This is a genomic window from Enterobacter soli ATCC BAA-2102, assembly GCF_001654845.1.
In the GTDB taxonomy this organism is placed as follows: Bacteria; Pseudomonadota; Gammaproteobacteria; order Enterobacterales; family Enterobacteriaceae; genus Enterobacter; species Enterobacter soli.
Map to the genome: position 1 here is coordinate 34,465 of NZ_LXES01000045.1, position 25,462 is coordinate 59,926.

The 25,462-nt window shown below is 53.5% G+C and carries 26 protein-coding genes; 18 read left to right on the plus strand and 8 right to left on the minus strand.

All coding sequences use genetic code 11. The features are described 5' to 3' along the window. The first annotated feature begins 7 nt into the window (after positions 1-7). Entirely contained in the window at positions 8-625 is a 618-nt protein-coding gene (locus M987_RS16515; RefSeq protein ID WP_014070245.1) for a hypothetical protein, read from the plus strand. An 11-nt stretch (positions 626-636) separates the two neighbouring features. Beyond that, positions 637-1,176: a 50S ribosomal protein L7/L12-serine acetyltransferase gene (gene rimL / locus M987_RS16520; RefSeq protein ID WP_014070246.1), complete on the plus strand. Its 540-nt coding sequence runs from the start codon at positions 637-639 to the stop codon at positions 1,174-1,176. Here the strand turns inward: rimL and ydcK are convergent. Then, positions 1,171-2,151, minus strand: coding sequence for a YdcK family protein (gene ydcK / locus M987_RS16525; RefSeq protein WP_014070247.1), 981 nt, complete (start codon positions 2,149-2,151; stop codon positions 1,171-1,173). The two genes, rimL and ydcK, sit on opposite strands and share 6 nt — an antisense overlap. A gap of 122 nt (positions 2,152-2,273) precedes the next feature. Between ydcK and tehA the strand changes: the two genes are divergently transcribed. Further along, positions 2,274-3,278: a dicarboxylate transporter/tellurite-resistance protein TehA gene (gene tehA, locus M987_RS16530; protein ID WP_014070248.1), complete on the plus strand. Its 1,005-nt coding sequence runs from the start codon at positions 2,274-2,276 to the stop codon at positions 3,276-3,278. Beyond that, the gene (gene tehB, locus M987_RS16535) at positions 3,275-3,868 is read left to right on the plus strand and encodes a tellurite resistance methyltransferase TehB (RefSeq protein ID WP_014070249.1); all 594 of its coding nucleotides are present in this window, start codon (positions 3,275-3,277) and stop codon (positions 3,866-3,868) included. The genes tehA and tehB overlap by 4 nt, the downstream gene beginning before the upstream one ends. Here the strand turns inward: tehB and pepT are convergent. Next, on the minus strand, positions 3,865-5,094 hold the full coding sequence (gene pepT / locus M987_RS16540; protein ID WP_014070250.1) for a peptidase T: 1,230 nt from the start codon (positions 5,092-5,094) through the stop codon (positions 3,865-3,867). The genes tehB and pepT overlap by 4 nt on opposite strands. A 111-nt stretch (positions 5,095-5,205) precedes the next feature. Here pepT and M987_RS16545 point away from each other — a divergent pair, with 111 nt between their 5' ends. Together M987_RS16545 and M987_RS16550 are read left to right on the plus strand one after the other, a co-directional pair. Further along, positions 5,206-6,801, plus strand: a complete 1,596-nt coding sequence (locus M987_RS16545; protein WP_014070251.1) for an ABC transporter substrate-binding protein — start codon at positions 5,206-5,208, stop codon at positions 6,799-6,801. A 134-nt stretch (positions 6,802-6,935) separates the two neighbouring features. Further along, positions 6,936-7,610: a DUF3313 domain-containing protein gene (locus tag M987_RS16550; RefSeq protein ID WP_014070252.1), complete on the plus strand. Its 675-nt coding sequence runs from the start codon at positions 6,936-6,938 to the stop codon at positions 7,608-7,610. A gap of 35 nt (positions 7,611-7,645) precedes the next feature. On the opposite strand, the gene M987_RS16555 is transcribed toward M987_RS16550, so the two are convergent. Then, complete coding sequence (locus M987_RS16555; protein ID WP_014070253.1) at positions 7,646-8,542, minus strand: DMT family transporter; 897 nt, start codon at positions 8,540-8,542, stop codon at positions 7,646-7,648. Positions 8,543-8,716: 174 nt separating this feature from the next. Here M987_RS16555 and M987_RS16560 point away from each other — a divergent pair, with 174 nt between their 5' ends. After that, positions 8,717-9,589: a helix-turn-helix transcriptional regulator gene (locus M987_RS16560; RefSeq protein ID WP_014070254.1), complete on the plus strand. Its 873-nt coding sequence runs from the start codon at positions 8,717-8,719 to the stop codon at positions 9,587-9,589. Here the strand turns inward: M987_RS16560 and M987_RS16565 are convergent. Continuing rightward, positions 9,569-10,756, minus strand: coding sequence for a benzoate/H(+) symporter BenE family transporter (locus tag M987_RS16565; RefSeq protein WP_254916102.1), 1,188 nt, complete (start codon positions 10,754-10,756; stop codon positions 9,569-9,571). The two genes, M987_RS16560 and M987_RS16565, sit on opposite strands and share 21 nt — an antisense overlap. Positions 10,757-10,827: 71 nt before the next feature. Between M987_RS16565 and M987_RS16570 the strand changes: the two genes are divergently transcribed. Together M987_RS16570 and M987_RS16575 are read left to right on the plus strand one after the other, a co-directional pair. Beyond that, positions 10,828-11,355, plus strand: a complete 528-nt coding sequence (locus M987_RS16570) for a helix-turn-helix domain-containing protein (RefSeq protein ID WP_014070256.1) — start codon at positions 10,828-10,830, stop codon at positions 11,353-11,355. Between the two features lie 80 nt (positions 11,356-11,435). Beyond that, entirely contained in the window at positions 11,436-13,400 is a 1,965-nt protein-coding gene (locus M987_RS16575) for a peptidase U32 family protein (RefSeq protein WP_014070257.1), read from the plus strand. Here M987_RS16575 and M987_RS16580 read toward each other — a convergent pair whose 3' ends face one another. Together M987_RS16580 and M987_RS25065 are read right to left on the minus strand one after the other, a co-directional pair. After that, positions 13,401-13,631: a DUF2554 family protein gene (locus M987_RS16580; RefSeq protein ID WP_014070258.1), complete on the minus strand. Its 231-nt coding sequence runs from the start codon at positions 13,629-13,631 to the stop codon at positions 13,401-13,403. 141 nt (positions 13,632-13,772) lie between these two features. After that, entirely contained in the window at positions 13,773-14,402 is a 630-nt protein-coding gene (locus M987_RS25065; protein WP_245551571.1) for a hypothetical protein, read from the minus strand. 1 nt (position 14,403) lies between these two features. On the opposite strand from M987_RS25065, the gene M987_RS16590 reads away from it, so the two are divergent. Beyond that, positions 14,404-14,781, plus strand: a complete 378-nt coding sequence (locus M987_RS16590) for a hypothetical protein (protein ID WP_014070260.1) — start codon at positions 14,404-14,406, stop codon at positions 14,779-14,781. 171 nt (positions 14,782-14,952) lie between these two features. Here the strand turns inward: M987_RS16590 and ftrA are convergent, their stop codons facing one another. Next, entirely contained in the window at positions 14,953-15,960 is a 1,008-nt protein-coding gene (ftrA, locus tag M987_RS16595; protein WP_014070261.1) for a transcriptional regulator FtrA, read from the minus strand. A gap of 73 nt (positions 15,961-16,033) precedes the next feature. Here ftrA and M987_RS16600 point away from each other — a divergent pair, with 73 nt between their 5' ends. The 8 genes from M987_RS16600 to zinT all read left to right on the plus strand — a co-directional run bounded on the left by M987_RS16600 (position 16,034) and on the right by zinT (position 24,054). Continuing rightward, on the plus strand, positions 16,034-16,447 hold the full coding sequence (locus M987_RS16600) for a rhodanese-like domain-containing protein (RefSeq protein WP_014070262.1): 414 nt from the start codon (positions 16,034-16,036) through the stop codon (positions 16,445-16,447). Positions 16,448-16,604: 157 nt separating this feature from the next. After that, positions 16,605-17,708: a cobalamin-independent methionine synthase II family protein gene (locus M987_RS16605; RefSeq protein WP_014070263.1), complete on the plus strand. Its 1,104-nt coding sequence runs from the start codon at positions 16,605-16,607 to the stop codon at positions 17,706-17,708. Between the two features lie 203 nt (positions 17,709-17,911). After that, a complete protein-coding gene (gene urtA, locus M987_RS16610; RefSeq protein ID WP_014070264.1) occupies positions 17,912-19,183 on the plus strand; it encodes an urea ABC transporter substrate-binding protein in 1,272 nt (423 codons plus the stop codon). 24 nt (positions 19,184-19,207) lie between these two features. Further along, on the plus strand, positions 19,208-20,782 hold the full coding sequence (gene urtB / locus M987_RS16615) for an urea ABC transporter permease subunit UrtB (protein ID WP_014070265.1): 1,575 nt from the start codon (positions 19,208-19,210) through the stop codon (positions 20,780-20,782). Further along, positions 20,782-21,855: an urea ABC transporter permease subunit UrtC gene (gene urtC, locus M987_RS16620; protein WP_014070266.1), complete on the plus strand. Its 1,074-nt coding sequence runs from the start codon at positions 20,782-20,784 to the stop codon at positions 21,853-21,855. The genes urtB and urtC overlap by 1 nt, the downstream gene beginning before the upstream one ends. Next, a complete protein-coding gene (urtD, locus tag M987_RS16625; RefSeq protein WP_014070267.1) occupies positions 21,855-22,652 on the plus strand; it encodes an urea ABC transporter ATP-binding protein UrtD in 798 nt (265 codons plus the stop codon). The genes urtC and urtD overlap by 1 nt, the downstream gene beginning before the upstream one ends. Positions 22,653-22,661: 9 nt before the next feature. Then, positions 22,662-23,360, plus strand: coding sequence for an urea ABC transporter ATP-binding subunit UrtE (gene urtE / locus M987_RS16630; protein WP_014070268.1), 699 nt, complete (start codon positions 22,662-22,664; stop codon positions 23,358-23,360). Positions 23,361-23,412: 52 nt separating this feature from the next. Next, positions 23,413-24,054 (plus strand): metal-binding protein ZinT, encoded by a 642-nt coding sequence (zinT, locus tag M987_RS16635; RefSeq protein WP_014070269.1) that lies wholly within the window; start codon positions 23,413-23,415, stop codon positions 24,052-24,054. Between the two features lie 45 nt (positions 24,055-24,099). Here zinT and ydeE read toward each other — a convergent pair whose 3' ends face one another. After that, on the minus strand, positions 24,100-25,293 hold the full coding sequence (gene ydeE, locus M987_RS16640; protein WP_014070270.1) for an efflux MFS transporter YdeE: 1,194 nt from the start codon (positions 25,291-25,293) through the stop codon (positions 24,100-24,102). Positions 25,294-25,462 lie beyond the last annotated feature (169 nt).

Consider the following 25,462-nt stretch of genomic DNA (forward strand, 5'->3'; position numbering starts at 1 on the left):
CATAACCATGGCTTATAAAGATTTTTACCATTTAATGTTGGAGTATTTTTCCCAACCCGTTGAGCTGTTCACTGGCTCAAGGAATGTTCCTTTCACTCTTTATATTGAAGAGCAAAAGCTGTTTGTTCGAAATGGGAAAGATAATACCAGCCGTATCGATCCCAAAGAAGTTGCAGCATTTGTTGAGCGGTTTGAAGAAAGTGAAAGTTTGTTGGCTAAAGACTACCAGGATGTAACTTTTAAAGCCTCCTATCTGCTGGCTGCGATGAAATATATTACTGAGCAGAGTGCATCCGTTTTGCGTTTTCACAGTGAAGAACTTGAAAACAGTGAAGTGCAATATAAAAACTGGCTGAATGCCAATCCTGAAGGCTATGTTTTAAATCTGCTTAAAAGAAGTGAAGTAAGCGATAAACTGGATCCTACAAGTTCAACTTGCCTGCATTCCGTGGGGTGTTCTTCGGTAAATAATGAACGTAGTTACTCTCACTCTGAGCCGTTCACCGGTAATGATTACTTTAAGGTTTGCTCTGCAAGTTTATATGCACTTGAGCAAGAAGCCATCAGGATAACAAAGCTCAGCAGCGTGAGAAGGCATTCTTGTTTAAAGAGTAACATGGGTTAACATGAGGCATTATGACATCTGAAATCATCCCTGTATCACAACACATTGAGCTTCGTGCCGTTGAAGAGCGCTATACCGCCGAGTTGCACAATCTCGTCATCAAAAATCAAGCCTTTCTGCAAACCGCATTCGACTGGGCGCAGCACGTGGGGACTGAAGACGACACCCGCCGTAACGTGCAGAGCAACCAGATGCTGCACGCGCGCGGCTATGCCAAAATGTTCCTTATTTTTCAGGACGATATTATGGTGGGCGTGCTGTCGTTTAATGCCATCGAGCCGGCCAATAAAACGGGTTACATCGGTTACTGGCTGGATGAGCATCACCAGAAGCAGGGGATTATTTCTCAGGCGTTACAGGCGTTTATGCACTATTACACCAGCCGGGGCGAAGTCCGCCGCTTTGTGCTTAAGTGCCGGGTAGACAATGCCGGCAGCAATAATGTCGCGGTTCGAAATGGTTTTACGCTTGAAGGCTGCCTGCGAGAGGCGGAATACCTGAACGGCCGCTTTGACGATGTAAACAGCTACGCCAGATTATTCCCGCTATAGCGCGCCCAGCAGAGGTGTACGGGTAATACGCTGATTGCCGTTGATCACCTTTTCGCCGCGCAGGTGGATGTTTTCCCCGGCAAAGGCTTCGATCACGGCATCATCGGTTATCTCTATTCGATGCTCGATCAGCACATCTCCGCTGATACGTACTCGCCCCTGGATCACCACTTTGTCATCTATCAGGATAGGGCCGCCCCGTAACCACGCCTGGCCGCCGATAAGCACATGATGTTTTATCACGCAGTTGCCTTCGATGACGGCGTTTTCCGCCACCTGTGAGCTGTAGCGCAGCGTGGGGATGGCATCGTCGTCTTTTCCGGCAATCAGGCGAGCATTGCCGTACACTTTTGCGCAATCGCACACCCAGACGTTATTCAGGTCATTGCCTTCCAGAATGGCGTTTTCGAACACTTCGGCGCGATGCTCGATGAAGGCAAAGTTCACCAGGGCGTCTCCGTAGATTTGCGCCTGATGAACCACCCGGGACTGGCTCACGGTGGCGTTACCGTAAATCTGTAAAATCTGATCGTTGTCGGGAGTTAACCCTTTTGCCGCGATGATCTGGCTGTGATGAAGGACGCGGGCATTGCCAAAAATGTGACATTCGCCACGAATATCAGAGTGCTGAACGGTGACGTTGTCACTTATCCGGGCACCATGACTGATTTGCGCGCCATCCACCCAGCAGTCACCGCCAATCCAGGCATTATGGCTTATTACGCAGGGCTGGGTTATCCGCGCATTGCCGAGTACGCTGGCGCGGCCAAAGACCACGCTGTTTTCGTCGTAGATCCAGCAGTAGCCCTCGTGGGCGAGTGCGCTCTCATCTTCGACCCATCCGCCTTTTGTCCCGCTGACGATATCGCTAAAATCAGTGGTTGCGATTATCTGCCGCAAGGGCGTTGTGGTTTTGCTCTCGCCGTTTTGCCAGTGCCAGAGGCGGATTTCGTCGCCAAGCCGATACTTTTTCATCCTAATATCCCTGATATGCGTCTTAACTAAACGTAGCAAAGTTTAGGCTTTTCGAAATGCTGGCGCTTACCGCGGAAACCTCATAAAATGGCATTTAAAATACATTTTATAATTTAAAATAAATGCGTAAAAGTAACAGAACTCAACAGGTCCTTAACTTACCCTCGGGTTACTTCGGTATGGTGCTGGGGACGATTGGTATGGGGTTTGCCTGGCGCTATGCCAGCACTCTCTGGCCAGTGACGCGCTGGCCGGGCGATATTCTTGTCGGGCTGGCGGTATGTATCTGGTTTTTGCTGACGCTGGCATTTATTACCCGCGCCATTCGCTTTCCGCACAGCGTGCTGAAGGAGATGCGCCACCCGGTGATGAGCAGTTTTGTCAGCCTGTTTCCGGCAACCACCATGCTGGTATCAATTGGTTTTGTTCCCTGGTTTCGCCCCATATCGCTGGTGCTGTTCGGCGTCGGCGTGGTGATGCAGTTGAGCTACTCAGCCTGGCAGAGCGCCGGTTTATGGCGGGGTAAACACCCTGAAGAGGCCACCACGCCAGGGCTTTACCTGCCAACGGTCGCCAACAATTTTATCAGCGCGATGGCCTGTGGCGCGCTTGGGTTTACCGATGCCGGTTTAGTGTTCCTGGGGGCTGGGGTCTTTTCGTGGCTCAGCCTGGAGCCGGTTATCCTGCAACGACTGCGCAGCGCCGGAGAGTTACCTTCCGCGCTGCGAACTTCTCTCGGTATTCAGCTAGCCCCGGCGCTGGTGGCCTGTAGCGCCTGGTTTAGCGTGAACGGTGGGGAGACCGATACCTTTGCCAAAATGCTGTTTGGTTACGGGCTGTTGCAGCTGCTGTTTATGCTGCGCCTGATGCCGTGGTATTTGTCGCAGCCGTTTAATGCCTCTTTCTGGAGCTTCTCGTTCGGCGTTTCGGCGCTGGCGACCACCGGATTACACCTGGGGCAGAGCAGCCCGTCGGGCTTCTTCCACGCGATTGCTGTCCCGCTGTTTATTTTCACTAACATCATCATTGCGATGCTGTTGGTTCGTACGTTTATCTTGCTGATGCAGGGCAAACTTCTGGTGCGCACTGATAAGGCACTGCTTATGCTTCCTGAGGAAAAACAATGACTGTTGATGAGAACTACTTCACCGATAAATATGGTCTGACCCGCACGCACTCAGAGGTGCTGTATAGCGCAGATATCGTCAAGCCGGGTAAAACCCTGGATCTGGGCTGCGGAAATGGGCGTAACAGCCTTTATCTTGCAGCCAACGGCTACGATGTGACGGCGTGGGATAAAAATCCAATGAGCATCGACAATATCGAACGCATCAAAGCGGCGGAAGGGATTGTCAATTTGCAGGCGGAGATCAAAGACCTCAACAGCCTGAGTTTTGACGGCGAGTACGATTTTATTCTCTCAACCGTGGTGCTGATGTTCCTGGAAGCGAAAACCATCCCTGGTCTTATCGCCAATATGCAGCGCTGTACTAAACCGGGCGGCTATAACCTGATCGTTGCGGCGATGGATACCGCCGATTATCCGTGCACCGTTGGTTTCCCGTTCGCGTTCAAAAGCGGTGAACTGAGCAACTACTATGAAGGCTGGGAGTTGCTCAAATACAACGAAGAGGTGGGTGAACTGCACCGCACCGACGCCAACGGTAATCGCATCAAGCTGCGTTTTGCCACTATGCTGGCGCGTAAACCGGCTTAACGAGCGGCCAGCAGACAAATTTGCAGGGCTGTTTTGTAAGACGCCTCGAACGACGACAACGGTAAAAACTCAAACTTTGAGTGGAAGTTATGAGCGCCGGTGAAGAAGTTCGGGGTGAGCAGCCCTTTTGCAGAGAGCGCCGCGCCGTCTGTGCCACCGCGCATTGGTGTTGGTTTTGGTGTGATCCCGAGTGACTCCATCGCGGCAAACATCAGGTCAATGGCGCGGCGGTCTTCGCCAATCGCATTGCTGATATTGCTGTAGGTGTCCTCAATGCGGTATTCCACTTTTGCGGTAGGGTGCTGTGCGGCAATCACTGCCACCACATCGGCAATCTGCTGCTTACGCGCGGCGAAGTTGTCTTTATCAAAATCGCGAATGTTTGCCTTCAGAATGGCTTCGTTTTGCCCGGCCTGAATACCATTAAACCAGATATAACCTTCACGGCCTTCGGTGCACTCGGGCGTTTGCTGACGGTCAAAATGGCTGATGAAGTCGGTTGCCATCAGTAACGGATTTACCAGTACACCTTTGGCAGACATCGGGTGTGCGGTGACACCGGTAAAGCGGATTTCTGCCGCCGCGGCGTTGAAGTTCTCGTAAACAATTTCCCCGATTTCACAGCAGTCGATGGTCCAGGCAAAGTCAACGTCGAAACGCTTAAGATCCAGCGCTTTTGCGCCATTCAGGCCAATCTCTTCATCCGGTACAAACGCCACCACAATATCGCCGTGCTGATGTTCCGCTTTCAGATTTTCCAGCACTGTCATCACCACGGTTACGGCAGATTTATTATCTGCGCCTAATACGCTGGTTCCATCGCTGAAAATAATCTCTTCATTAGGATAAGACAGAATTTCCGGGTGCTCTTTGACGCGTAGCCAGACGTCTTTCTCTTTATTCAGACAGAGGTCTTCTCCGGTAAACGTTAATATTTGTGGATGAATATTCGGTGATAAACCCACGTCGACCGTGTCGATATGCGTAATAAAACCAATACGCGGTGCGCCTGCCACATTGCCTTTTTTAACGGCGGTTACGGTCGCGAACTCATCGATGACGATATCCTCTAAACCCATCTGTGCCAGCTCTTTTGCCAGTTCACGCGCCATGTCATGCTGCCCCCGTGTGGAAGGCAGTGTTTTGACTTTAGGATCGCTTTGGCTGGTGATGGCGAGATAGCGGAAAAAACGATGGGTTAATTGTCTGGAGAGCTCTGAAGCCATAGTGATTCCTTCTTATTTTGTATTATCAGGTGTTTGCAATGTCACTTTAATGTTATTTATGAAATGGCAAAAGAATTAATTAGCCGTCGAATTAAAAAGACAGGAAAAAAGATGAAAAGCAAACTCACCATGTTAACGCTGGCGCTTGCAGCCCTGACGGCCAGTTCCGCCGTTAGTGCAAAAACGCTGGTGTATTGCTCCGAAGGATCGCCGGAGAACTTCAATCCTCAGTTGTATACGTCTGGCACCAGTGTGGATGCCAGCGCCGTACCGGTCTATAACCGCCTGGTAGACTTTAAACCCGGCACTACCGAGCTGGTGCCGAGCCTGGCAGAAAGCTGGGATGTGAGTGAAGACGGCAAGGTCTATACCTTCCATCTGCGCAAAGGGGTCAAATTCCAGAGCAATAAATCCTTTACGCCAACGCGCGACTTTAACGCTGATGACGTCATTTTCTCGTTCATGCGCCAGAAAGACGTCAATCACCCTTATCATAATGTCTCTAATGGCAGCTATTCCAACTTCGAAAGTCTGGAGTTTGGCAGCCTGATCACCGCCATCGACAGGGTGGATGACCATACGGTGCGCTTTACCCTGGCGCACCCGGAAGCCCCGTTTGTGGCCGACCTGGCCTGGTATTTTGCCTCGATCCTGTCGGCTGAATATGCCGATGCGATGCTCAAAGCCGGGACGCCAGAGAAGGTCGATATGGAGCCGATTGGCACCGGCCCGTTCCGACTGGCGCAGTATCAGAAGGATTCCCGCATTCTGTTTACCGCCTTCCCGGATTACTGGCAGGGTAAATCGAAACTCGATCGTCTGGTCTTTACCATTACCCCGGATGCCTCGGTGCGTTTTGCCAAAATCGAGAAAAATGAGTGCCAGGTAATGCCGTTCCCGAACCCGGCCGATCTGCCGCGCATGAAGGCCAACAAAGATATCAACCTGATGAGCAAGGCGGGGCTTAACACCGGATTCCTGGCGTTTAATACTCAAAAGCCGCCGCTGGATAACGTGAAGGTTCGTCAGGCGCTGGCGATTGCCATCAACAAACCGGCAATTATCGATGCCGTGTTCCACGGTACCGGAACCGCGGCGAAGAATCTGTTGCCGCCGGGTGTCTGGAGTGCCGACAGCGAGCTGAAGGATTACGACTACTCTCCTGAAAAAGCCAAAGCCCTGCTCAAAGAGGCCGGATTTGCCAACGGTATCAGCATTGATTTGTGGGCGATGCCGGTTCAGCGGCCGTATAACCCGAACGCTAAGCGCATGGCCGAGATGATTCAGGCCGACTGGGCGAAGATTGGCGTGCAAACCAAAATTGTCACCTACGAGTGGGGTGAATACCTCAAACGAGTGAAGGGCGGTGAACACCAGGCGGCGCTGATGGGCTGGACAACGGCAACGGGCGACCCGGATAACTTCTTTGGCCCGCTGTTTACCTGTACTTCTGCCAACGGCGGGTCAAATTCGGCGAAATGGTGTTATAAGCCATTTGATAAAATTATTGCCGAAGCTAAATCGATAACCGATCACGATAAACGCGTGGCGTTATACAAAGAGGCGCAGCAGATGATGCACGATCAAATGCCCGCCGTCATGATTGCCCACTCAACCATTTTTGAGCCGGTACGCAAAGAAGTCACAGGCTACGAAATCGATCCATTTGGCAAACATCTGTTCTGGCAAGTGGATATTAAGGAGTAATTTTCACTGCCCGGATTGCGTCCGGGCAGTCTTTTCGCAATTTGTGCTCTCTGCATCATTTTTTGCCACAACAACTCCCCCTGACTTTTGCTATAACTTCAAATGCATACTTGCAGATAACATGGAATACCATCATGCGTACTCACACTTTTTTTAAAGTTGCAGTGCTAACTGGTCTGTTGGCGGTGGCGGGCTGTTCTTCAAAAGTCGCCGCTCCTGAGCAATACTCCGGCTTTTTAAAAGATTATTCTGGCTTGCAGCAGACGACCTCTGCGACAGGTAAACCAACCCTGCGTTGGGTTGACCCGTCTTACAATGAAGCCAACTATGACAGTATTGTCTGGAACCCAATTACCTATTATCCGGTGCCAAAACCTACGACCCAAATTGGTCAAAAAACACTGGATGAACTGCTGAGCTACACCAACAACAAAATGAAAACCGCGATTGGTCAACGTAAACCGATCGTCGCTACGCCAGGGCCACGTAGCCTGATTTTCCGTGGTGCCATTACGGGTGTCACCTCTAAACAGGAAGGCTTGCAGTTCTATGAAGTGGTGCCAGTGGCGCTGGTGGTTGCAGGTACGCAGATGGCGTCTGGACACCGTACTATGGACACCCACCTGTACTTCGAAGGTGAGTTGATCGATGCGAAAACCGGAAAACCGGTCATGAAAGTCGTTCGTAAAGGTGAAGGTAAAGAGCTGGCAAACGAAAATACGCCAATGGGCTTCGCAACGCTGAAACAGGTTGTGGATGACATGGCAACCGATGCCACCATGTTTGATGTGAAAAAACCAATGAAATAGTACTGATGACGGCCTGCATGATGCAGGCCGTTTTTTTATGCCGTACGCAGACGCCTGAACCAGGTTTCTGGTTTGGTAAACATCACCATGTTCCCACCCAGAATCAGCAACAGCCCAACAATCCCGTTCATATGCCACACGTAGCCTTCGTAAACGGTTGAGATAGACAACGCGACCAGCGGAAACAGGAGCGTGCTGTAAGCCGCTTTTCCCGCGCCGATCCGTCCCACCAGCGTAAAATAAGCACCAAACGCAATCACCGAACCAAACAGCGCCAGATAAAGCAGTGCGCCGATATAGCTTACCGTCCACTCAGGTACAAAGCTGTCTCCCCGGATAAGGGCTATACAGCCCATCACCAGCGTCCCGTAGAGCATCGCCCAGGCGTTGGTGGTCATGGTTTCCAGCCCGTTTCGCTGGTGACGTATACTGATCATATTCCCCAGTGAGAACCCATAAGTCCCCAGCGCGGAAAGGCCAATCCCCGTCAGCAGTGAGGCGCTCCAGCCACTTGCCAGCAGGTCGTCCCAGAAGAGGGTGATAATACCGATTAACCCCAGAGCTGCTGCAGTCCAGAAGCGTGCCGGTGGACGCTGGCCGAAGAAGATAAAACTGTTGATGGCGTTATACAGCACGGCCATGCTGAAAATGACAGACTCAAGCCCGGTGTTGATGTGCGCCGCCGCGGTGTAAAAGCACCAGAAGTTGAAGCAGAACACGCAGCAGCCCTGAATGATGCAGAATAAATGGTCACGCAATGACAGTTTGCGCAGACGACGAAGGGCGACCAGGACAATCATCATGATGGCGCAGGCAACGGCAAAGCGCCAAAAAATGGACACGGGGGCCGCGACAGGCCCTTGTTGCAGAAAAATCGCAATCCAGGTGGTTCCCCAGATAACCACCACCAGCCCGTACAACAGTGCGTTCATGTTTTCTCTCTTCTCAAACCGCGGAAAACCTCAGTGTGGCGGTTGTCAGCCTGACACGCTTTCACCCGCTTGCGGTGGACTTGCAAATTCTTGCGCTTTTTTATCGTCAGGGCACTGGCAACAGGGGGCAACAATTCTTAGACTGATACTCTGATTAATGACGTGTTAATGGTTATGTCCCACGCTTACGAAACCTTTGAAACGCTACGCCAACAGAACGCGGTGCTCCGGGAAACCGTTGCGCTCAACTCCGGTATTCAACTGGCTGCGTGGTACAACAAGCACGACACCATCACCGTTAAGAGCGATCACCATACCCTTAGCCTGTACGTTGCTGACGGCTATGAGAGTTATCAAAAAACGCCGGGTGGCTGGAAGAATGGCGGTGGCCCGGATCGTTTCTGCCTGATGCCTAAAGAGAGTGAATCCACCTGGGATATCCGCGATGACCTGTCGTTTGTTCATCTCTACTGTACCGATGAACATTTGCGTGATATCGGCGAGAAAATCTGGGATAAGCGCCCGTTATCCCTGACGCTTGATGAAAAAATCTTTGGCAGCGATCCGAAAATTACCGCGCTGTATCGCCAGTTTTTGCTCGGCTGCGACTGGCAGCAAAAAGCCAATCAGCTCACCCTGAGCACGGCATCGACGATGTTGCTGACGCATCTGCTGCAAAACTACGCCAACGTACAGTGGAAACTGCCGATGGTTACGGGGGGATTGTCGCCATTTGTACTGCGAAACGTTCTGGCATTTATTGAAGAAAACCTCGCGCAACCGCTCACACTGGCTGAACTGGCCGCTCAGGCCGCGCTCAGTGAGTACCACTTTGCCCGCATGTTCCGCCAGTCAATGCAGCAAGCGCCGCATCAGTACGTGATGCTGCGTCGGATGGAAAAAGCCAGAGTACTGGTCACGCAGAGCAACCAGCCGCTGACCGATATTGCGCTGGCCTGCGGCTTTAACTCTGCCAGCCACTTCAGCAACCGCTTTCGCAGCGTAATGGGCATGACGCCCTCTCAGTTACGTGCGGCGAGCGCGTAGAAACACGCTGTAGCAAATCCCGCCAGCAACCAGCCCCCAGAACGCAGAACCCATTCCCAGAATCGTTACCCCGCTGGCGGTCATCAGGAAAGTGACAATCGCCGCGTCACGCTCCGCTTCGTTATTCAGTGCCTGATACAAACTTCCACTGATGGTGCCCAGCAGTGCCAGCCCGGCCAGTGTCTGGATCCAGCTCAGCGGTAGGGCGGCCATCAGCCCGGTAATGGAGCCGCCAAACACGCCCGCCAGAAGATAGAAAATGCCCGCAGCAGCGGCGGCAATCCAGCGTTTACCGGCATCCGGGTGTGCATCAGGACTCTGGCAAATGGCGGCGGTGATTGCCGCGATACAGATGGAATAGACCCCGAACGGTGAAAACAACAAGGCAATCCCGCCGGTGATGATGATGAGCGGCGACACCGCCAGCGGATAACCGGAGGCTTTCATGGTGGCAAAGCCGGGGGCATTCTGCGAGGCCATGGTCACCAGGAAAAACGGCAAACCGATGCTGACCAGACTGGTAAAGGTAAATGTGGGGGCGATAAATTGCGGCATAACCACCGAAAGGGTGATTTTATCCGTGGCAACGTCACCACCAGCCCAGGCAACGACCCCGCCAACCAACAGGGTGGCCACAATGGCGTAGCGCGGCGCAAACGCTTTGGCAATTAACCACGCCGCCAGCATACTGCCGCACAGCAGAAAATGACCGTCGAGATGGCTGAAGGCCTGAAGGCCGAAGCGCAGCAGTACCCCGGCCAGCATAGCCGCCGCCAGGGAGTGCGGAATAAGCTTCATCAGCCGGGCAAACAGCCCGGTCAGCCCGCACAGCAGGATGAGTGCGTTGGCAAAAATAAAAATACCGATCGTTTCTGCCAGGGTTACGCCATGCAGGCTAGTGGCCAGCAGGGCGGCACCCGGCGTGGACCAGGCGGTGAGCACTGGCGCTTTATACCACCAGGAGAGCGCAAGGGTAGTGACACCCATTCCAAGGCCGAGTGCCGTCATCCAGCCAGCAATCTGCTGGGCGTTCGCCCCCGCGGCAGCAGCGGCCTGCCAGATAATTGCCGCTGAGCTGGCATAGCCTACCAGCACGGCAACAAAACCGGCCAGAATGGCGGGGAAGAGAGGTGTTGAACTGCGCATAAAAACTCCATTGTGCGTTATAGCGTCCGAAGCAATGTAACACTGTGCGCTATAGCGTACAAGTGTTACACTTTGCGCCAACGGGAGGATTTATGGACATTACTCAACATCTTGCATCCACACTGAAAACCCTGCGCCAGACACGCGGGTGGAGCCTGTCAAAGCTTGCAGAAGAGACGGGCGTGTCGAAAGCGATGCTTGGACAAATCGAGCGCAACGAATCCAGCCCCACGGTTTCGACGCTCTGGAAAATAGCGACCGGACTTAACGTTCCTTTTTCCGCCTTCATCACGCCGCAGGCCAACCCGGAAGCGGTGTTTGATCCGCAGCAGCAGGCGATGGTGGTTAAACCGTTATTCCCCTGGGACGAGGTGTTGAAATACGATCATTTCTCAATAACCCTTGCACCCGGCGCGATGAGTGAATCCACGCCGCACGAAGCGGGTGTCATTGAACATGTGGTGGTGATAAGCGGCGAGCTTGATATGCATATCGACGGTGAGTGGCGCACGTTTCAGGCTGATTCTGGCGTACGTTTTGCTGGCGATAAACCCCATGCGTACCGTAACAGCAGCGCTCTGACGGTGCACTTTCATTCACTGATTCATTATCCCCGCTGAAGGTACGCAAAACTGTTTCGCTGACGCATACTTCTGACTACAATAGCCGCCATTTTGACCATAACGGATAACGACGAAGTATGCGCCTGCAATCCCATCATCTTGAACTTTTAAGCCCGGCCCGTGATGCCGCCATTGCCCGTGAAGCGATCCTTCATGGTGCCGATGCCGTCTACATTGGTGGCCCTGGCTTCGGTGCCCGCCATAACGCCAGCAACAGCCTGAGCGATATTGCCGAGCTGGTGCCGTTCGCCCATCGCTTTGGTGCGAAAGTGTTCGTGACCCTGAACACCATTCTTCATGATGATGAGCTGGAGCCTGCGCAGCGTCTGATCACTGACCTGTACCAGACTGGCGTTGATGCGCTGATCGTCCAGGACATGGGTGTACTCGAGCTGGATATTCCGCCGATTGAGCTGCACGCCAGTACCCAGTGCGATATCCGCACCGTAGAAAAGGCGAAGTTCCTCTCCGACGTCGGTTTCTCTCAGATAGTGCTGGCGCGTGAGCTTAACCTGAACCAGATCCGCGATATCCACCAGGCCACTGACGCTACCATCGAGTTCTTTATCCACGGCGCATTGTGCGTTGCCTATTCCGGGCAGTGCAATATCTCCCACGCCCAGACCGGACGCAGCGCCAACCGTGGTGATTGCTCTCAGGCGTGCCGTCTGCCGTACACCCTGAAAGACGATCAGGGCCGCGTGGTGGCCTTTGAAAAACACCTGCTTTCCATGAAAGATAACGATCAGACAGCCAACCTGGGCGCGCTGATCGACGCCGGTGTGCGCTCCTTCAAGATTGAAGGACGTTACAAAGACATGAGCTACGTGAAAAACATCACTGCGCACTATCGTCAAATGCTGGATGCCATTATTGAAGATCGCGGTGACCTGGCGCGCGCGTCAGCCGGGCGTACCGAGCACTTCTTTATCCCATCGACCGATAAAACCTTCCACCGCGGCAGTACCGATTACTTCGTGAATGCGCGTAAAGGTGACATTGGTGCATTCGATTCACCGAAGTTTGTGGGCTTGCCGGTAGGCGAAGTGCTGAAAGTGGCCAAAGATCACCTGGACGTGGAAGTGACCGAGCCGCTGGCGAACGGCGATGGCCTGAACGTGATGATCAAGCGTGAAGTGGTAGGATTCCGCGCCAACACGGTTGAAAAAACCGGTGAAAATCGTTATCGCGTCTGGCCAAATGAGATGCCAGCCGATCTCTATAAAGCACGCCCCAATGCGGCACTTAACCGTAACCTTGACCACAACTGGCAGCAGGCGTTACTGAAAACGTCCAGCGAGCGCCGGATTGCGGTGGATATTGAGCTGGGCGGCTGGGAAGAACAGCTGATTCTGACCATGACCAGCGAAGATGGCATTAGTGTGACCCATACGCTTGATGGTCAGTTCGAGGTTGCTAACAACGCGGAAAAAGCGCTGAACAACCTGAAGGAGGGGGTGGCGAAGCTGGGGCAAACCCTTTATTACGCGCGCAATATCGACGTTAACCTGCCGGATGCGCTGTTTGTGCCAAATAGCTTGCTGAATCAGTTCCGTCGCGAAACGGCTGAAATGCTCGATGAGGCGCGCCTGGCTAACTATCCGCGCGGCAGCCGCAAAGCCGTTTCTGTGCCTGCGCCGGTTTATCCTGACTCGCATTTATCCTTCCTCGCAAACGTCTACAACCATAAGGCGCGCGAGTTCTATCATCGCTATGGCGTGCAGCTGATTGACGCGGCGTATGAAGCGCATGAAGAGAAGGGCGATGTCCCGGTGATGATCACCAAGCACTGTCTGCGCTTTGCGTTTAACCTGTGTCCGAAACAGGCGAAGGGCAATATTAAAAGCTGGAAAGCGACCCCAATGCAGCTGGTGAACGGGGATGAGGTGTTGACGCTGAAATTTGACTGCCGTCCGTGCGAAATGCACGTGATTGGTAAGATGAAAAACCACATCTTCAAAATGCCGCAGCCGGGCAGCATTGTTGCCTCTGTCAGCCCTGAAGATCTGATGAAAACCCTGCCAAAACGTAAAGGCAGTTAATCACCGGAAGTGGGTTTCGGGTTTGCGCGATTTCTGCCAGTGATGGTGTTCGCGCAAGCCCTCCGCAGATTCCTCTGCTATAGCGCGTAATTCGTCGCTGTCGGCTTCATGACGAAGCTGATGATCGACATTCTTCACCCATAAAAAGGTGTGCCCTTTGTGTCCTGCCATCAACTGACCCGAAAATAATGCGCAGATCAACATGATTGCCGATAACCCTTTTCTAAACATTATTTCACCGCTGAATTACATTTCACGGCTATGATGCAGATAGTTTTATTGAGTTATTATTCAACTATTCAAATTCACGCAAAGGGATTGTCAGTTTCTGTGGTAACCGGAAATAAAACAGGGGCATAACGCCCCTGTATATTAATTACGCTTATCTTGCGGCGGTAATGGCTTCTTACCGTCTTTTGGCGGCTGTTTGCCGTCATTATGCTGTGGGCGTTTCCCGTCGTGTTGTGGTTTATCGCCACGATGCTCAGACTTATCGCCATTCATTTTGTGCTGCGTATCTTTGCCCTCATGCTGAGGTTGTTTGCCATCACGTGGAGGTTGTTTTTGATTGTGCTCAGTTGATTGCTTTTCAAACGGCACGGGTGGCTTATTATCCGCAAACGCGTAAGACGACAGGCCCAGCGCGATGACCGCAGTAAGTGTAGCGATTTTTTTCATTTTAAAGTTTCCTTTCTCTTTTGTTTGACGATGCAGATTTGAGCATTGAAAAATGGAGGAAATGTGGATGTGTCCTGAGATTAGGAATCGGCCTGGATATTTGGAAAACTCCCAGAGAAGGCGGGAAATAATCCGAAAAATATACCTGGTATAATTCTGGATATAGGCGGTTAATTGAACAACAGCGTCGACAGAATCTGGTATGGCGGCCTGGTGACAATATAAATCTAAAAACCAGCCATTTTTGGTAAATAAAGATAACTGTGAGTTCAGGATAAATCTTATATAATGGCTTTTTTGTGGCTTAGGAATGGGATCTTCCAAAATGAAAAAATTACTCTCTGTGGCTATTGCGGTCATCGCTGTAGCGGCAACAGCGTGTGTCAGTTATGCCTATAATAACAAACCTGATTTTATGGAATCTGCCGAATCCCGAGTGGGTTCATATCTGACTAGCGACTACGGCAAAGTGTCCTGCACCAGCATCCAGATTGACGATAAGCGCTGGGAGATGGATTGCCTGAATCAAAAACGCGGAAAAAGCTTCCAGTTTGCGGTCTATTCGGCTGAACAGGCCCCTTACGATGTATCACGCTCTTTTTATCTTGAAGCCATCAACGACGATGCAAAACAGAGCGCAAATCAGGGGTTGATGAAGTATCTGCAAATCAATACCAAAGACGCGGAAGCCACCCAGTCCTGATCGTTAAACAGGTTCATTGCGTTGTTTAGCATTTGTTGAGACGACCCGTGATAGGGTGATCGCAGTACACAACCCGTCATGGAATGGCGAGGATGTTGATACCTAAATACAAATCTATCCATGCAAGCATTTACCGCCATTCAATGGCGGTTTTTTTTTGCCTGTCCGCCATCAGGGCCGTTCAGATGAAAGGGCGAACTGTTTGCGATACTGCGCCGGTGAAAGTGCGAAATGCTGGCGGAAATGGTGGCGCAACGTAGCCGCTTGTCCAAACCCGGTTTGTTCGGCAATGCTGTCGATGCTTAAGCGGCTGTTTTCCAGATAATCTTTCGCCCGCAGCAGTCTTTCGTTCAGCAACCAGCGCGTGGGTGTTGTGCCCGTTGCGTCCTTAAAGCGGCGCAGAAAGGTGCGCTGGCTCATGCCCACGCGCCGGGAGAGGGAATCGACGCTGTGTGGCTGCGCCAGATGCTGATGAAGAAAATCAAACAACTGCCCAAAACGCTGGCTTTCCCGTAGTTGCGCCACCGGGCGGCTCAACTGCTGTGTCTGCGAGCCATCCCGATGAGGCGGAATGACAAGACGGCGGGCAACGCGATTCGCCGCTTCCATACCGAAATCCCGGCGGACCACGTGCAGGCATAAATCAATGCCCGCCGCGCTGCCGGCAGAGGTCAGAATATCCCCCTCATCCTGATACAGCACGTCTTCAACCACATCGATGGCCGGGAAACGCGATTTAAGCGTCTCAATATAGCGCCAGTGGGTGGTGGCGCGACGTCCGCCGAGTAATCCAGCGGCGGCCAGCACGAACACACCCGAGCAGATAGACATCACCTGGCAGCCCCGAGCGCTGGCCTGACGCAGCGAGTCGCACAGGGCCTCCGGTACCGACGAGTCCATTCCGCGCCAGCCGGGTACCACGATCAGGTCGGCGTGTTCCAGCAAACGGAGATCGCCGTCGGCCAGAATGCGGATCCCGCCCGTCGCACGAAGCTCACCCTCATCAACCGCCGCCACGGCAAAACGATACCAGTCGTCACCCATTTCAGGGCGCGGAAGCCCGAAGACTTCAACCGCTACACCAAACTCAAAAGTGCACAGCCCGTCATAGGCCAGCACGACAACCTGCGGCGGGGAAAGCTGTCTTAACGTTGTCATCTTTTTGCGGTTTTCTGGCATGAGTGGACGCATTCAGTAGGTGAATTTGTGGATAGAGTAGTGTTAACACAAACGCCATAGAGGAGAAAGGTTCATGAGTTATGTTACGGAATTTCCGGCTGCCGAGCCACAGGAGGCCGTTGCCCATTTTCTGCGCCGCCTGAGCGTGGAAACCGACTGCGCCGATGTGCATTACGCCATGACCAATAACGATCAGGATTTTGTTTTGCTGCACGTGGTGGGTAAACCCGAGCAGTTTGCCCGTCGTCATGTTCCGGGCGCCGTTCATCTGCCCTGGAGTCAGATCACGGCGGAGCGCATGGCGCAGTGGCCAGAAGACACGGTCTTTGTGGTCTATTGTGCCGGTCCGCACTGTAACGGTGCCGACAGAGCTGCGCTGAAGCTCGCCCGTCTGGGGTTGCCGGTAAAAATCATGCTGGGCGGGATCACCGGCTGGCAGGATGAAAACTTCGACTTTGCCGGGCAAATTTCATCCTTACCTGGCTGAAGATGAATTTTTTTCAACACACGTGAAATTTTCTCGTTTGTCGTGACGCGGCGGGTATGACATCTTTTTTGGACATTTAGACATCCAGAAGTCTAAAAGTTCAAGAGATGAATTATCACTGTTGGCAATTATCTGCCGGCAGAAACAGGAGATTTCCATGCAGCGACAACACGCCCCGTACCGCGCCGATGTAGTAGGCAGTTTTTTACGCCCGGATGCCATCAAACAGGCTCGTCTGAAGTTTTCCAGCGGTGAGATTGATGCCGGGCAGCTTCGCGCTGTTGAGGATGAGGCTATCCGCCATGTTGTCGAACAGCAGTGTGCCTGCGGCCTGCATGTGGTCACCGACGGGGAGTTTCGTCGCGCCTGGTGGCATTTCGATTTCTTCGACGGGTTGCAGGGCGTTGAGCGTTATGATTCTCAGCAGGGGATCCAGTTCAACGGGGTACAGACCAAAGCCCACGGCGTGCGTGTCACCGGCAAGCTGGGCTTTGGCGACCATCCAATGCTGGCTGATTTCCGCTACCTGAAGAGTATCAGTGGAAATGCGCAGCCGAAGATGACCATTCCAAGCCCAAGCGTGCTGCATTTCCGTGGCGGTCGCAAAGATATCGACGCAACGGTCTACCCGGATCTGGATGCCTATTTTGACGACCTGGCGACCACCTGGCGCGATGCGATCCAGGCGTTCTATGCCGCAGGTTGTCGCTATCTGCAACTGGATGACACCGTCTGGGCGTATCTCTGCTCTGACGATCAGCGTCGTCAGATCCGCGAGCGTGGGGATGATGCTGACGATCTGGCGCGTACCTATGCCCGCGTGCTGAATAAAGCGCTGGAAGGAAAACCAGACGACCTGATCATCGGCCTGCATGTTTGTCGCGGTAATTTCCGTTCAACCTGGATTTCTGAAGGCGGTTACGAGCCGGTGGCTGAAGTGCTGTTTGGTTCGGTCAACGTCGATGCCTTCTTCCTGGAGTATGATAACGACCGCAGTGGTGACTTTGCGCCATTACGTTTTATCCGTCCGGGTAAACAGCAGGTAGTGCTGGGGCTTATCACCACCAAAAATGGCGAGCTGGAAAACCCGCAGGGCGTGAAGGCGCGTCTGGAAGAGGCGGCAAAATATGTCGCGAAAGAGCAGATTTGCTTAAGCCCGCAGTGCGGTTTTGCCTCCACTGAAGAGGGCAACACCCTGAGCGAAACCCAACAGTGGGACAAAGTGCGCCTGGTGACGCAAATCGCCAGCGAAGTCTGGTAATACTTCTGGCACAGCGCTGCATTATTAAAGTGCAGCGCTGTACCATTCTGAGTCGTTTTCCCCTCCGCCCGTCATTCCGGCCCCGAAAATCCACGTTTTTCATTCTGGCATCCTTTTTGCTCCTCCTAAGCTGACACATGTTTATTTTCTGCGTCCACGCGGTAACGGACGTTTAGCACAGCTTTCTTTTCAGGAGTGAAAATATGCACCGTCGTACCTTTGTAAAAGCTTTTGCACTGTCGGCCTCTGTGGTCGCTATGGGAATGAGTTTTGGTGTACAGGCTGCGGATACCATCAAAGTGGGGATCATGCACTCGTTGTCCGGCACGATGGCTATCTCTGAAACGCCCCTGAAAGATGTTGCCCTGATGACGATCGATGAGATCAACGCGAAAGGTGGGGTACTGGGTAAAAAGCTTGAGCCCGTGGTGGTCGACCCGGCGTCTAACTGGCCGCTGTTCGCGGAAAAAGCCCGTCAGCTGTTGAGTCAGGATAAGGTGGCGGTGGTGTTTGGCTGCTGGACATCGGTATCACGTAAATCCGTATTGCCGGTCTTTGAAGAGCTGAACGGTTTGTTGTTCTATCCGGTGCAATATGAAGGCGAAGAGATGTCGCCAAACGTCTTCTATACCGGGGCGGCGCCAAACCAGCAGGCTATCCCGGCGGTGGAATATCTGATGAGTGAAGACGGCGGCAGTGCCAAACGCTTCTTCCTGCTAGGCACCGATTATGTTTATCCGCGCACCACCAACAAAATCCTGCGCGCGTTCCTGCACTCGAAAGGGGTTCAGGATAAAGATATCGAAGAGGTGTACACCCCATTCGGACACAGTGATTACCAGACCATTGTGGCCAATATCAAGAAATTCTCCGCGGGTGGTAAAACAGCCGTGGTTTCCACCATTAACGGCGATTCCAACGTTCCGTTCTATAAAGAGCTGGCAAACCAGGGACTGAAAGCGACCGATGTGCCAGTGGTGGCGTTCTCCGTCGGTGAAGAAGAACTGCGCGGCATTGATACCAAACCGCTGGTGGGTAACCTTGCGGCGTGGAACTATTTTGAGTCCGTTGATAACCCAACCAACCAGGCCTTTGTGGCGGATTACAAAGCCTACGCCAAAGCGCACAAGTTGCCTAATGCCGATACCGTCGTCACCAACGATCCGATGGAAGCCACCTACGTGGGGATCCACATGTGGGCGCAGGCAGTAGAAAAAGCCGGCACCACCGATGTGGATAAAGTCCGTGCGGCAATGGCGGGGCAATCTTACAAAGCACCATCCGGTTTTACGCTGACCATGGATGCCACCAACCACCATCTGCATAAGCCGGTCATGATTGGCGAAATTGAAGGTAACGGGCAGTTTAACGTGGTCTGGCAGACGGAACAGCCTGTACGCGCCCAGCCGTGGAGTCCGTTCATTGCCGGTAATGACAAAAAACCCGATCAGCCAATGAAAACGGCCAGTAACTAAGTCATTGTCAAAGGGAGAAAAGCCATGAATATCATGCGCGTTATTGTCGCTGTTGTATGGCTTACCGGACTGCTGCCAGGGATGGCGCAGGCATCGGATGCTGATGATTTTGTTGCCGCAAACCGCAGCCAGCAGGCTGCGATGCTGGAACAGTGGGCAGCCTCGCCGCAAGCGGCACGGCTGCCGCTGTTGCAGGCGTTACAAAAAGAAAATCTCTATCTGGATAGTCAAAAACATGCGTTTACCCGCAGCAACGGTGCGATGGTGGCGCTGGGTGACGCAACGGCGGCAGAAGGGCAACCAAAGGCCGTCCGTCTGACCAACCGCTTGCGGGTCCTGGCGACCACGGCGCTTGCTACACATCAGCTTGTGAGTGACAGTGTCACGCAAAGACGTGATGCCGCAAGACAACTCCAGCGTGATGCACAGCCCGATATGCTCGATTTCCTGCAAAAGCGGGCGAGCAGTGAAACGGATGATGTTGCGCGCCAGGCGCTGTTGCTGGCGCTGGCGAATCTGCAACTGACCAGCCCACAGGCCGACGTGCGCCTCAAGGCAGTGGCGCTTTTGGGGCAGTCTGACGATCCGGATGTTCAGGCAAAACTGACGCCATTTGCTCAGGCGCAAACGGAACCGGACGCCAGAGTGCGTGCTGCCGCAGAAGAGAGCCTGAATCACATTAAACACCGCCTGATGTGGGGAGATCTACTCGGCCAGGCCTTTATGGGGCTGTCGCTGGGTTCCGTACTGCTGCTGGCTGCGCTGGGGCTGGCCATCACCTATGGATTACTGGGCGTTATCAACATGGCGCACGGCGAGATGTTGATGCTGGGAGCGTATGCCACCTGGATGGTGCAACAGGCCATGGCAGAATTTACCCCGCAGTGGCTGGCGCTGTATCCGGTGGTGGCGCTGCCGGTGGCCTTTATGCTGACTGCCAGCGTTGGCATGGTGCTCGAACGCGCCGTTATCCGCCATCTGTATGGCCGCCCACTGGAAACCCTGCTGGCAACCTGGGGGATCAGCCTGATGATTATCCAGCTGGTGAGGATGGCGTTTGGCGCGCAAAACCTCGAAGTGGCAAACCCGGCCTGGCTCTCAGGCGGGGTGCAGGTTTTTGCCAATCTGACGCTGCCGTGGAACCGCATTGTTGTGCTCGGTTTTGTGCTACTGGTGCTGTTCTTTACCTGGCTTACCCTGAATAAAACCCGTCTGGGGCTTAACGTGCGTGCGGTGACGCAAAACCGCAGCATGGCGGCTTGTTGCGGTGTGCCAACCGGGCGCATCGATATGTTGGCCTTTGGGCTGGGGTCGGGCATTGCCGGTCTGGGCGGTGTGGCGTTATCACAGCTGGGCAACGTGGGGCCTGAACTGGGCCAGGGTTACATCATCGACTCGTTCCTGGTGGTGGTACTTGGCGGTGTCGGCCAGTTGGCCGGGAGCGTGGCGGCGGCCTTTGGTCTTGGGATTTTCAATAAAATCCTTGAACCGCAGATGGGCGCTGTTCTTGGCAAAATCCTGATCCTGGTGGCGATCATTCTGTTCATTCAAAAGCGTCCGCAGGGGCTGTTTGCACTCAAAGGGAGGGTTATTGACTGATGAGCCAGCCACTTACCTTAACGCTGGCGCGTAAAGCGCCGCGTACCACGCAAATTCTCGGCAGCCTGCTGGTGACACTGCTGCTGGTGTTGCCTTTTCTGGCGCTGTTACCCGCCACGCACCCACTGGCGTTATCAACCTGGATGCTCACCCTGATAGGCAAAATTCTCTGTTACGCCATTGTGGCCGTCGCACTGGATCTGGTATGGGGCTACGCGGGGATGCTGTCGTTAGGGCATGGCATTTTCTTCGCGCTGGGCGGTTATGCGATGGGGATGTACCTGATGCGCCAGGCGGCAGGTGATGGGCTGCCCGCGTTTATGTCGTTTCTCTCATGGAGCGAGCTGCCCTGGTTCTGGTGGGGTACCCAGCATTTTGCCTGGGCGTTAGTGTTAATTGTGATGATCCCCGGTCTGCTGGCGCTGGTGTTCGGCTGGTTTGCGTTTCGCTCAAAGATTAAAGGGGTCTATTTCTCGATCATGACCCAGGCGCTGACCTACGCAGGCATGTTGCTGTTCTTTCGTAATGAGACCGGCTTTGGCGGTAATAACGGCTTTACGGGATTCACTACCTTGCTCGGCTTTTCGGTCACCGCGACGTCCACGCGCATTGCGCTGTTCCTGGCCACCGTTGTGCTGCTGTTGCTGACGCTGGGTATCGGTTTTGCGCTGGCGAAAAGCAAATTTGGTCGCATTCTGACCGCCGTGCGTGATGCAGAGAACCGCCTGACGTTCTGCGGCTACGATCCACGTGGTTTTAAGCTGCTGGTGTGGACGCTGTCCGCCGTGCTGTGCGGCCTGGCGGGGGCGTTGTATGTCCCGCAGGTGGGTATTATCAACCCGGGCGAAATGTCGCCCACTAACTCGATTGAAGCCGCTATCTGGGTGGCGCTGGGGGGCCGTGGCACGTTGGTCGGCCCGGTCGTTGGCGCTGCGCTGGTCAACGGCGCAAAAAGCATCTTCACTGTGGCAATGCCGGAGTACTGGCAGCTGTTTCTGGGGCTGATTTTTATCGCCGTCACCCTGTTTTTACCGCGCGGTGTCTACGGCCTGTTTCGTAAGGGAGAGAAATAATGCAGCCAGCCGAAGGACTCTTTACCCGCCAGTTGCCCGGCGATCGCTACCGCGACCAGACCGACCCGGTGCTGCAACTTGAGGCCATTAACGTCAATTTCGACGGGTTTCAGGCGCTGACCAACCTGTCGTTAAACATCGGCGTGGGCGAATTACGTTGTGTGATTGGCCCCAATGGCGCCGGTAAAACCACCCTTATGGACGTCATCACCGGCAAGACCCGGCCGCAAAGCGGGCGGGCAGTGTACGACCAGTCAATCGATCTCACTGCGTTGGATCCTGCGGCGATCGCCCGTCAGGGCATTGGCAGAAAATTCCAGAAACCCACGGTATTTGAAGCGCTGACGGTATGGGAAAACCTGGAGCTGGCCATGAAGTGTGATAAATCCGTGTGGGCTAGCCTGCGGGCAAAGCTCAGCGGTGAACAGGCTGACCGTATCGACGAGATGCTGGTGCTGTTACGTCTGAGCAGCGAGCGTGACAGGCGCGCCGGGCTGCTTTCCCACGGGCAAAAACAGTTTCTGGAAATCGGCATGTTGTTGGTGCAAGACCCGCATTTATTGCTGCTCGACGAGCCTGCCGCCGGGATGACGGATGCCGAAACCGAATACACAGCGGAGCTGTTCAGGAAGCTGGCGGGTAAACATTCGCTGATGGTGGTTGAGCACGATATGGGATTTGTTGAAACCATTGCCGATCACGTGACGGTGCTGCACCAGGGACGGGTGCTGGCGGAAGGCTCGCTTCGCGAGGTGCAGGCCAACGAGCAGGTGATTGAAGTGTATCTGGGACGCTAAGGAGCATTGATGTTACAGGTCAACGAACTGAATCAGTATTACGGCGGAAGCCATATTCTGCGCGGCGTGAGCTTTGAAGCGATTACGGGAGAAGTCACCTGCCTTTTAGGCCGCAACGGCGTGGGGAAAACCACGTTGCTGAAATGTCTGATGGGGCTGATTCCGGCCAAAACAGGCGAGGTGCTGTGGCATGGGAAGAAAATCACTCACAGCAAACCCCATCAGCGCGTGCAGTCAGGTGTGGCGTATGTGCCGCAGGGGCGGGAGATCTTCCCGCGTTTAACCGTTGAAGAAAACCTGCTTCTGGGGTTATCGCGCTTTTCTGCACGCGAAGCGAAAAACGTCCCTGAGGAGATCTGGCAGCTCTTTCCGGTGCTCAAAGAGATGAAACACCGCCGGGGTGGCGATCTTTCCGGTGGCCAACAGCAGCAGCTGGCTATTGGCCGTGCGCTGGCGAGCCGCCCGCAGCTGCTTATCCTGGATGAACCAACTGAAGGCATTCAGCCATCGGTGATAAAAGAGATTGGCCAGGTGATCCGCCAACTGGCTGACCGGGGTGATATGGCTATTTTGCTGGTTGAGCAGTTTTACGATTTTGCCGCTGAACTGGCCGACAGCTATTTACTGATGTCGCGTGGAACCATCATTCAGCGTGGTCGTGGCGAAAATATGGAGCAGGAAGGCGTTCGCGGACTGGTTGCGATTTGAAATGTTATATTATAACATTCTTATTCTTATAAAACGGAGTGAGGGTATTGTTTTGTCTGCACATATTGGAAAATTTGCGATGACTCTGGGGGCGCTGCTGGTCAGCGGCCAGCTTTTTGCTCATTCACATGGTCACCAGATGACGGAAGCTGAACAGAAGGCGGCGAACGGCGTTTTTGCTGACAAAGATGTGAAGGACCGAAAACTGTCCGACTGGGACGGCACCTGGCAGTCTGTCTATCCGTTCCTGCTGGACGGCTCGTTGGATCCGGTCTTTAAACAGAAAGCCGCAAAGGATAAAAGCAAAACGTTTGACCAGGTCAAAGCGTATTACCGCACGGGCTACGCCACGGATGTCGACAGCATCGGCATTGAAAATAACGTCATGGAATTCCACAAAGGCAGAGAGGTCAGCAGCTGTCACTACGACTACAGCGGCTACAAAATCCTGACCTACGCCTCAGGCAAGAAAGGCGTTCGCTATCTGTTTGAGTGTAAGGATGCCAGCAGCAGCGCGCCGAAGTTTGTTCAGTTCAGCGACCACATCATCGGGCCAAAAGCGTCCTCTCATTTCCATATCTTTATGGGCAACACCTCCCACGAGGCGCTGCTGAAAGAGATGGATAACTGGCCAACCTATTATCCTAACGAGATGTACAAAGATCAGGTGGTAGACGAGATGTTGCACCACTGATGCTTTATCGCCGGGTGGCGACTTCGCCTTACCCGGCCTACATAGTTACGCGACTTTTGGCGTTTCGCACCACGCTTTCACGCTCATCCCGCGCAGGATCATCAGCCAGGCCACCACAATCGCGGCCATCATAATGGCAAACAGTGACCAGTGCGGCAGATGGCTCAGGATGATACCGGTGATCATCGGGTTTGCTGCAGCACCCAGCCAGCCCAGCGCCTGAGCCGAGAAATAGCTCGCTTTCATTCCCGGCGGGGCAATGTTATCGATGAGCATGTATTCACCAGGTGCATAAATAATCTCACCGAGCGTAAAGATCCCTGCGGCGATACCCCAGTAAACAAGGTTCTCGCCAGAGAACATAAACCCGCCGAGACCGAGCACAAAAAAGAGCGTGCCAACCGCCATTAAGGGGCGAATGTTCGCCGCGGACAGCTTGCGCCCGATGGCATATTGCAGCGTCACCACCACGGCGGCATTCACCGGTAACACCACCGCAACCACATTCTGCGCAAAATCGCTGTCGGCATTAGCGGCCAGCACGTACTGAGAGATACAGGTAGCGAATGAACCGCCCACGTAGGAGGCGAGCAGACCGGAAAGCGTATACCACATCAGCGCCCGGTCTTTCAGCAGGATCGAGGGTTGCCACGGGGTGGTATCCTGCGGTGTGTCAGAGGCAATGCTCTTCTGGACGTAAAACTGAATAAAGACCAGCGGCAGCGCGGCGCAAATGGCGGCCAGCCAGAACGGCAGTTGCAGGCTGTACATCACAAGCCAGGTACCAATCGGCGGCCCGACCGTCCAGCCGATGTTGAGAAAACTGTAGTTCAGCGAGAAAACGCGGGCCTTTTCGCTCGATGTCAGCACATCGGCAAACCAGGCTTTCAGCACCGTTGAGAATACCGAGTAGGCGCAGTTGATAAGTGAAAAGAACAGCACCACCAGGGTGACGTTATCCACCAGCGGGATCGCCACAAAGCCCACAATAAAGGCCGTAATGGAGATCAACATGTAGCGTTTCTTATCGAATTTATCCGCCAGGATGCCAAATCCCATGCTGAACACCACGCCGATAGTCAGCGCCACGGTCAGTGCATAACCGATATTCTCTACGCTCATGTTATACATACGCGTCAGATAGATGGTCATAAATGGCAGTGTTGCCCCACGACCGATGGTTAATAACAATGACGATGCCAACAGCGCTGCGGTTGAGCGCCTGAGAGATGGTTTCATATTCCTGCCCGACATTAGCTTATGATTTATTGTTGTGTATTATCAGGATTATCACGCCATAAGGGGCTTGTATAGCACCTAATTTATCCGTAAGTGCTTCCACTGACTGCCAGAATTAATGATCTTTTCCTCCGTGCTTTTTTTCGTTACCTTGAATCTGTTTACAAAA

Excerpts from the sequence above, each read along its gene's own strand:
- M987_RS16515 (WP_014070245.1), top strand. The coding sequence starts at position 8 with ATGGCTTATAAAGATTTTTACCATTTAATGTTGGAGTATTTTTCCCAA.
- rimL (WP_014070246.1), top strand. The coding sequence starts at position 637 with ATGACATCTGAAATCATCCCTGTATCACAACACATTGAGCTTCGTGCC.
- ydcK (WP_014070247.1), bottom strand. The coding sequence starts at position 2,151 with ATGAAAAAGTATCGGCTTGGCGACGAAATCCGCCTCTGGCACTGGCAA.
- tehA (WP_014070248.1), top strand. The coding sequence starts at position 2,274 with ATGCGTAAAAGTAACAGAACTCAACAGGTCCTTAACTTACCCTCGGGT.
- tehB (WP_014070249.1), top strand. The coding sequence starts at position 3,275 with ATGACTGTTGATGAGAACTACTTCACCGATAAATATGGTCTGACCCGC.
- pepT (WP_014070250.1), bottom strand. The coding sequence starts at position 5,094 with ATGGCTTCAGAGCTCTCCAGACAATTAACCCATCGTTTTTTCCGCTAT.
- M987_RS16545 (WP_014070251.1), top strand. The coding sequence starts at position 5,206 with ATGAAAAGCAAACTCACCATGTTAACGCTGGCGCTTGCAGCCCTGACG.
- M987_RS16550 (WP_014070252.1), top strand. The coding sequence starts at position 6,936 with ATGCGTACTCACACTTTTTTTAAAGTTGCAGTGCTAACTGGTCTGTTG.
- M987_RS16555 (WP_014070253.1), bottom strand. The coding sequence starts at position 8,542 with ATGAACGCACTGTTGTACGGGCTGGTGGTGGTTATCTGGGGAACCACC.
- M987_RS16560 (WP_014070254.1), top strand. The coding sequence starts at position 8,717 with ATGTCCCACGCTTACGAAACCTTTGAAACGCTACGCCAACAGAACGCG.
- M987_RS16570 (WP_014070256.1), top strand. The coding sequence starts at position 10,828 with ATGGACATTACTCAACATCTTGCATCCACACTGAAAACCCTGCGCCAG.
- M987_RS16575 (WP_014070257.1), top strand. The coding sequence starts at position 11,436 with ATGCGCCTGCAATCCCATCATCTTGAACTTTTAAGCCCGGCCCGTGAT.
- M987_RS16580 (WP_014070258.1), bottom strand. The coding sequence starts at position 13,631 with ATGTTTAGAAAAGGGTTATCGGCAATCATGTTGATCTGCGCATTATTT.
- M987_RS16590 (WP_014070260.1), top strand. The coding sequence starts at position 14,404 with ATGAAAAAATTACTCTCTGTGGCTATTGCGGTCATCGCTGTAGCGGCA.
- ftrA (WP_014070261.1), bottom strand. The coding sequence starts at position 15,960 with ATGCCAGAAAACCGCAAAAAGATGACAACGTTAAGACAGCTTTCCCCG.
- M987_RS16600 (WP_014070262.1), top strand. The coding sequence starts at position 16,034 with ATGAGTTATGTTACGGAATTTCCGGCTGCCGAGCCACAGGAGGCCGTT.
- M987_RS16605 (WP_014070263.1), top strand. The coding sequence starts at position 16,605 with ATGCAGCGACAACACGCCCCGTACCGCGCCGATGTAGTAGGCAGTTTT.
- urtA (WP_014070264.1), top strand. The coding sequence starts at position 17,912 with ATGCACCGTCGTACCTTTGTAAAAGCTTTTGCACTGTCGGCCTCTGTG.
- urtB (WP_014070265.1), top strand. The coding sequence starts at position 19,208 with ATGAATATCATGCGCGTTATTGTCGCTGTTGTATGGCTTACCGGACTG.
- urtC (WP_014070266.1), top strand. The coding sequence starts at position 20,782 with ATGAGCCAGCCACTTACCTTAACGCTGGCGCGTAAAGCGCCGCGTACC.
- urtD (WP_014070267.1), top strand. The coding sequence starts at position 21,855 with ATGCAGCCAGCCGAAGGACTCTTTACCCGCCAGTTGCCCGGCGATCGC.
- urtE (WP_014070268.1), top strand. The coding sequence starts at position 22,662 with ATGTTACAGGTCAACGAACTGAATCAGTATTACGGCGGAAGCCATATT.
- ydeE (WP_014070270.1), bottom strand. The coding sequence starts at position 25,293 with ATGAAACCATCTCTCAGGCGCTCAACCGCAGCGCTGTTGGCATCGTCA.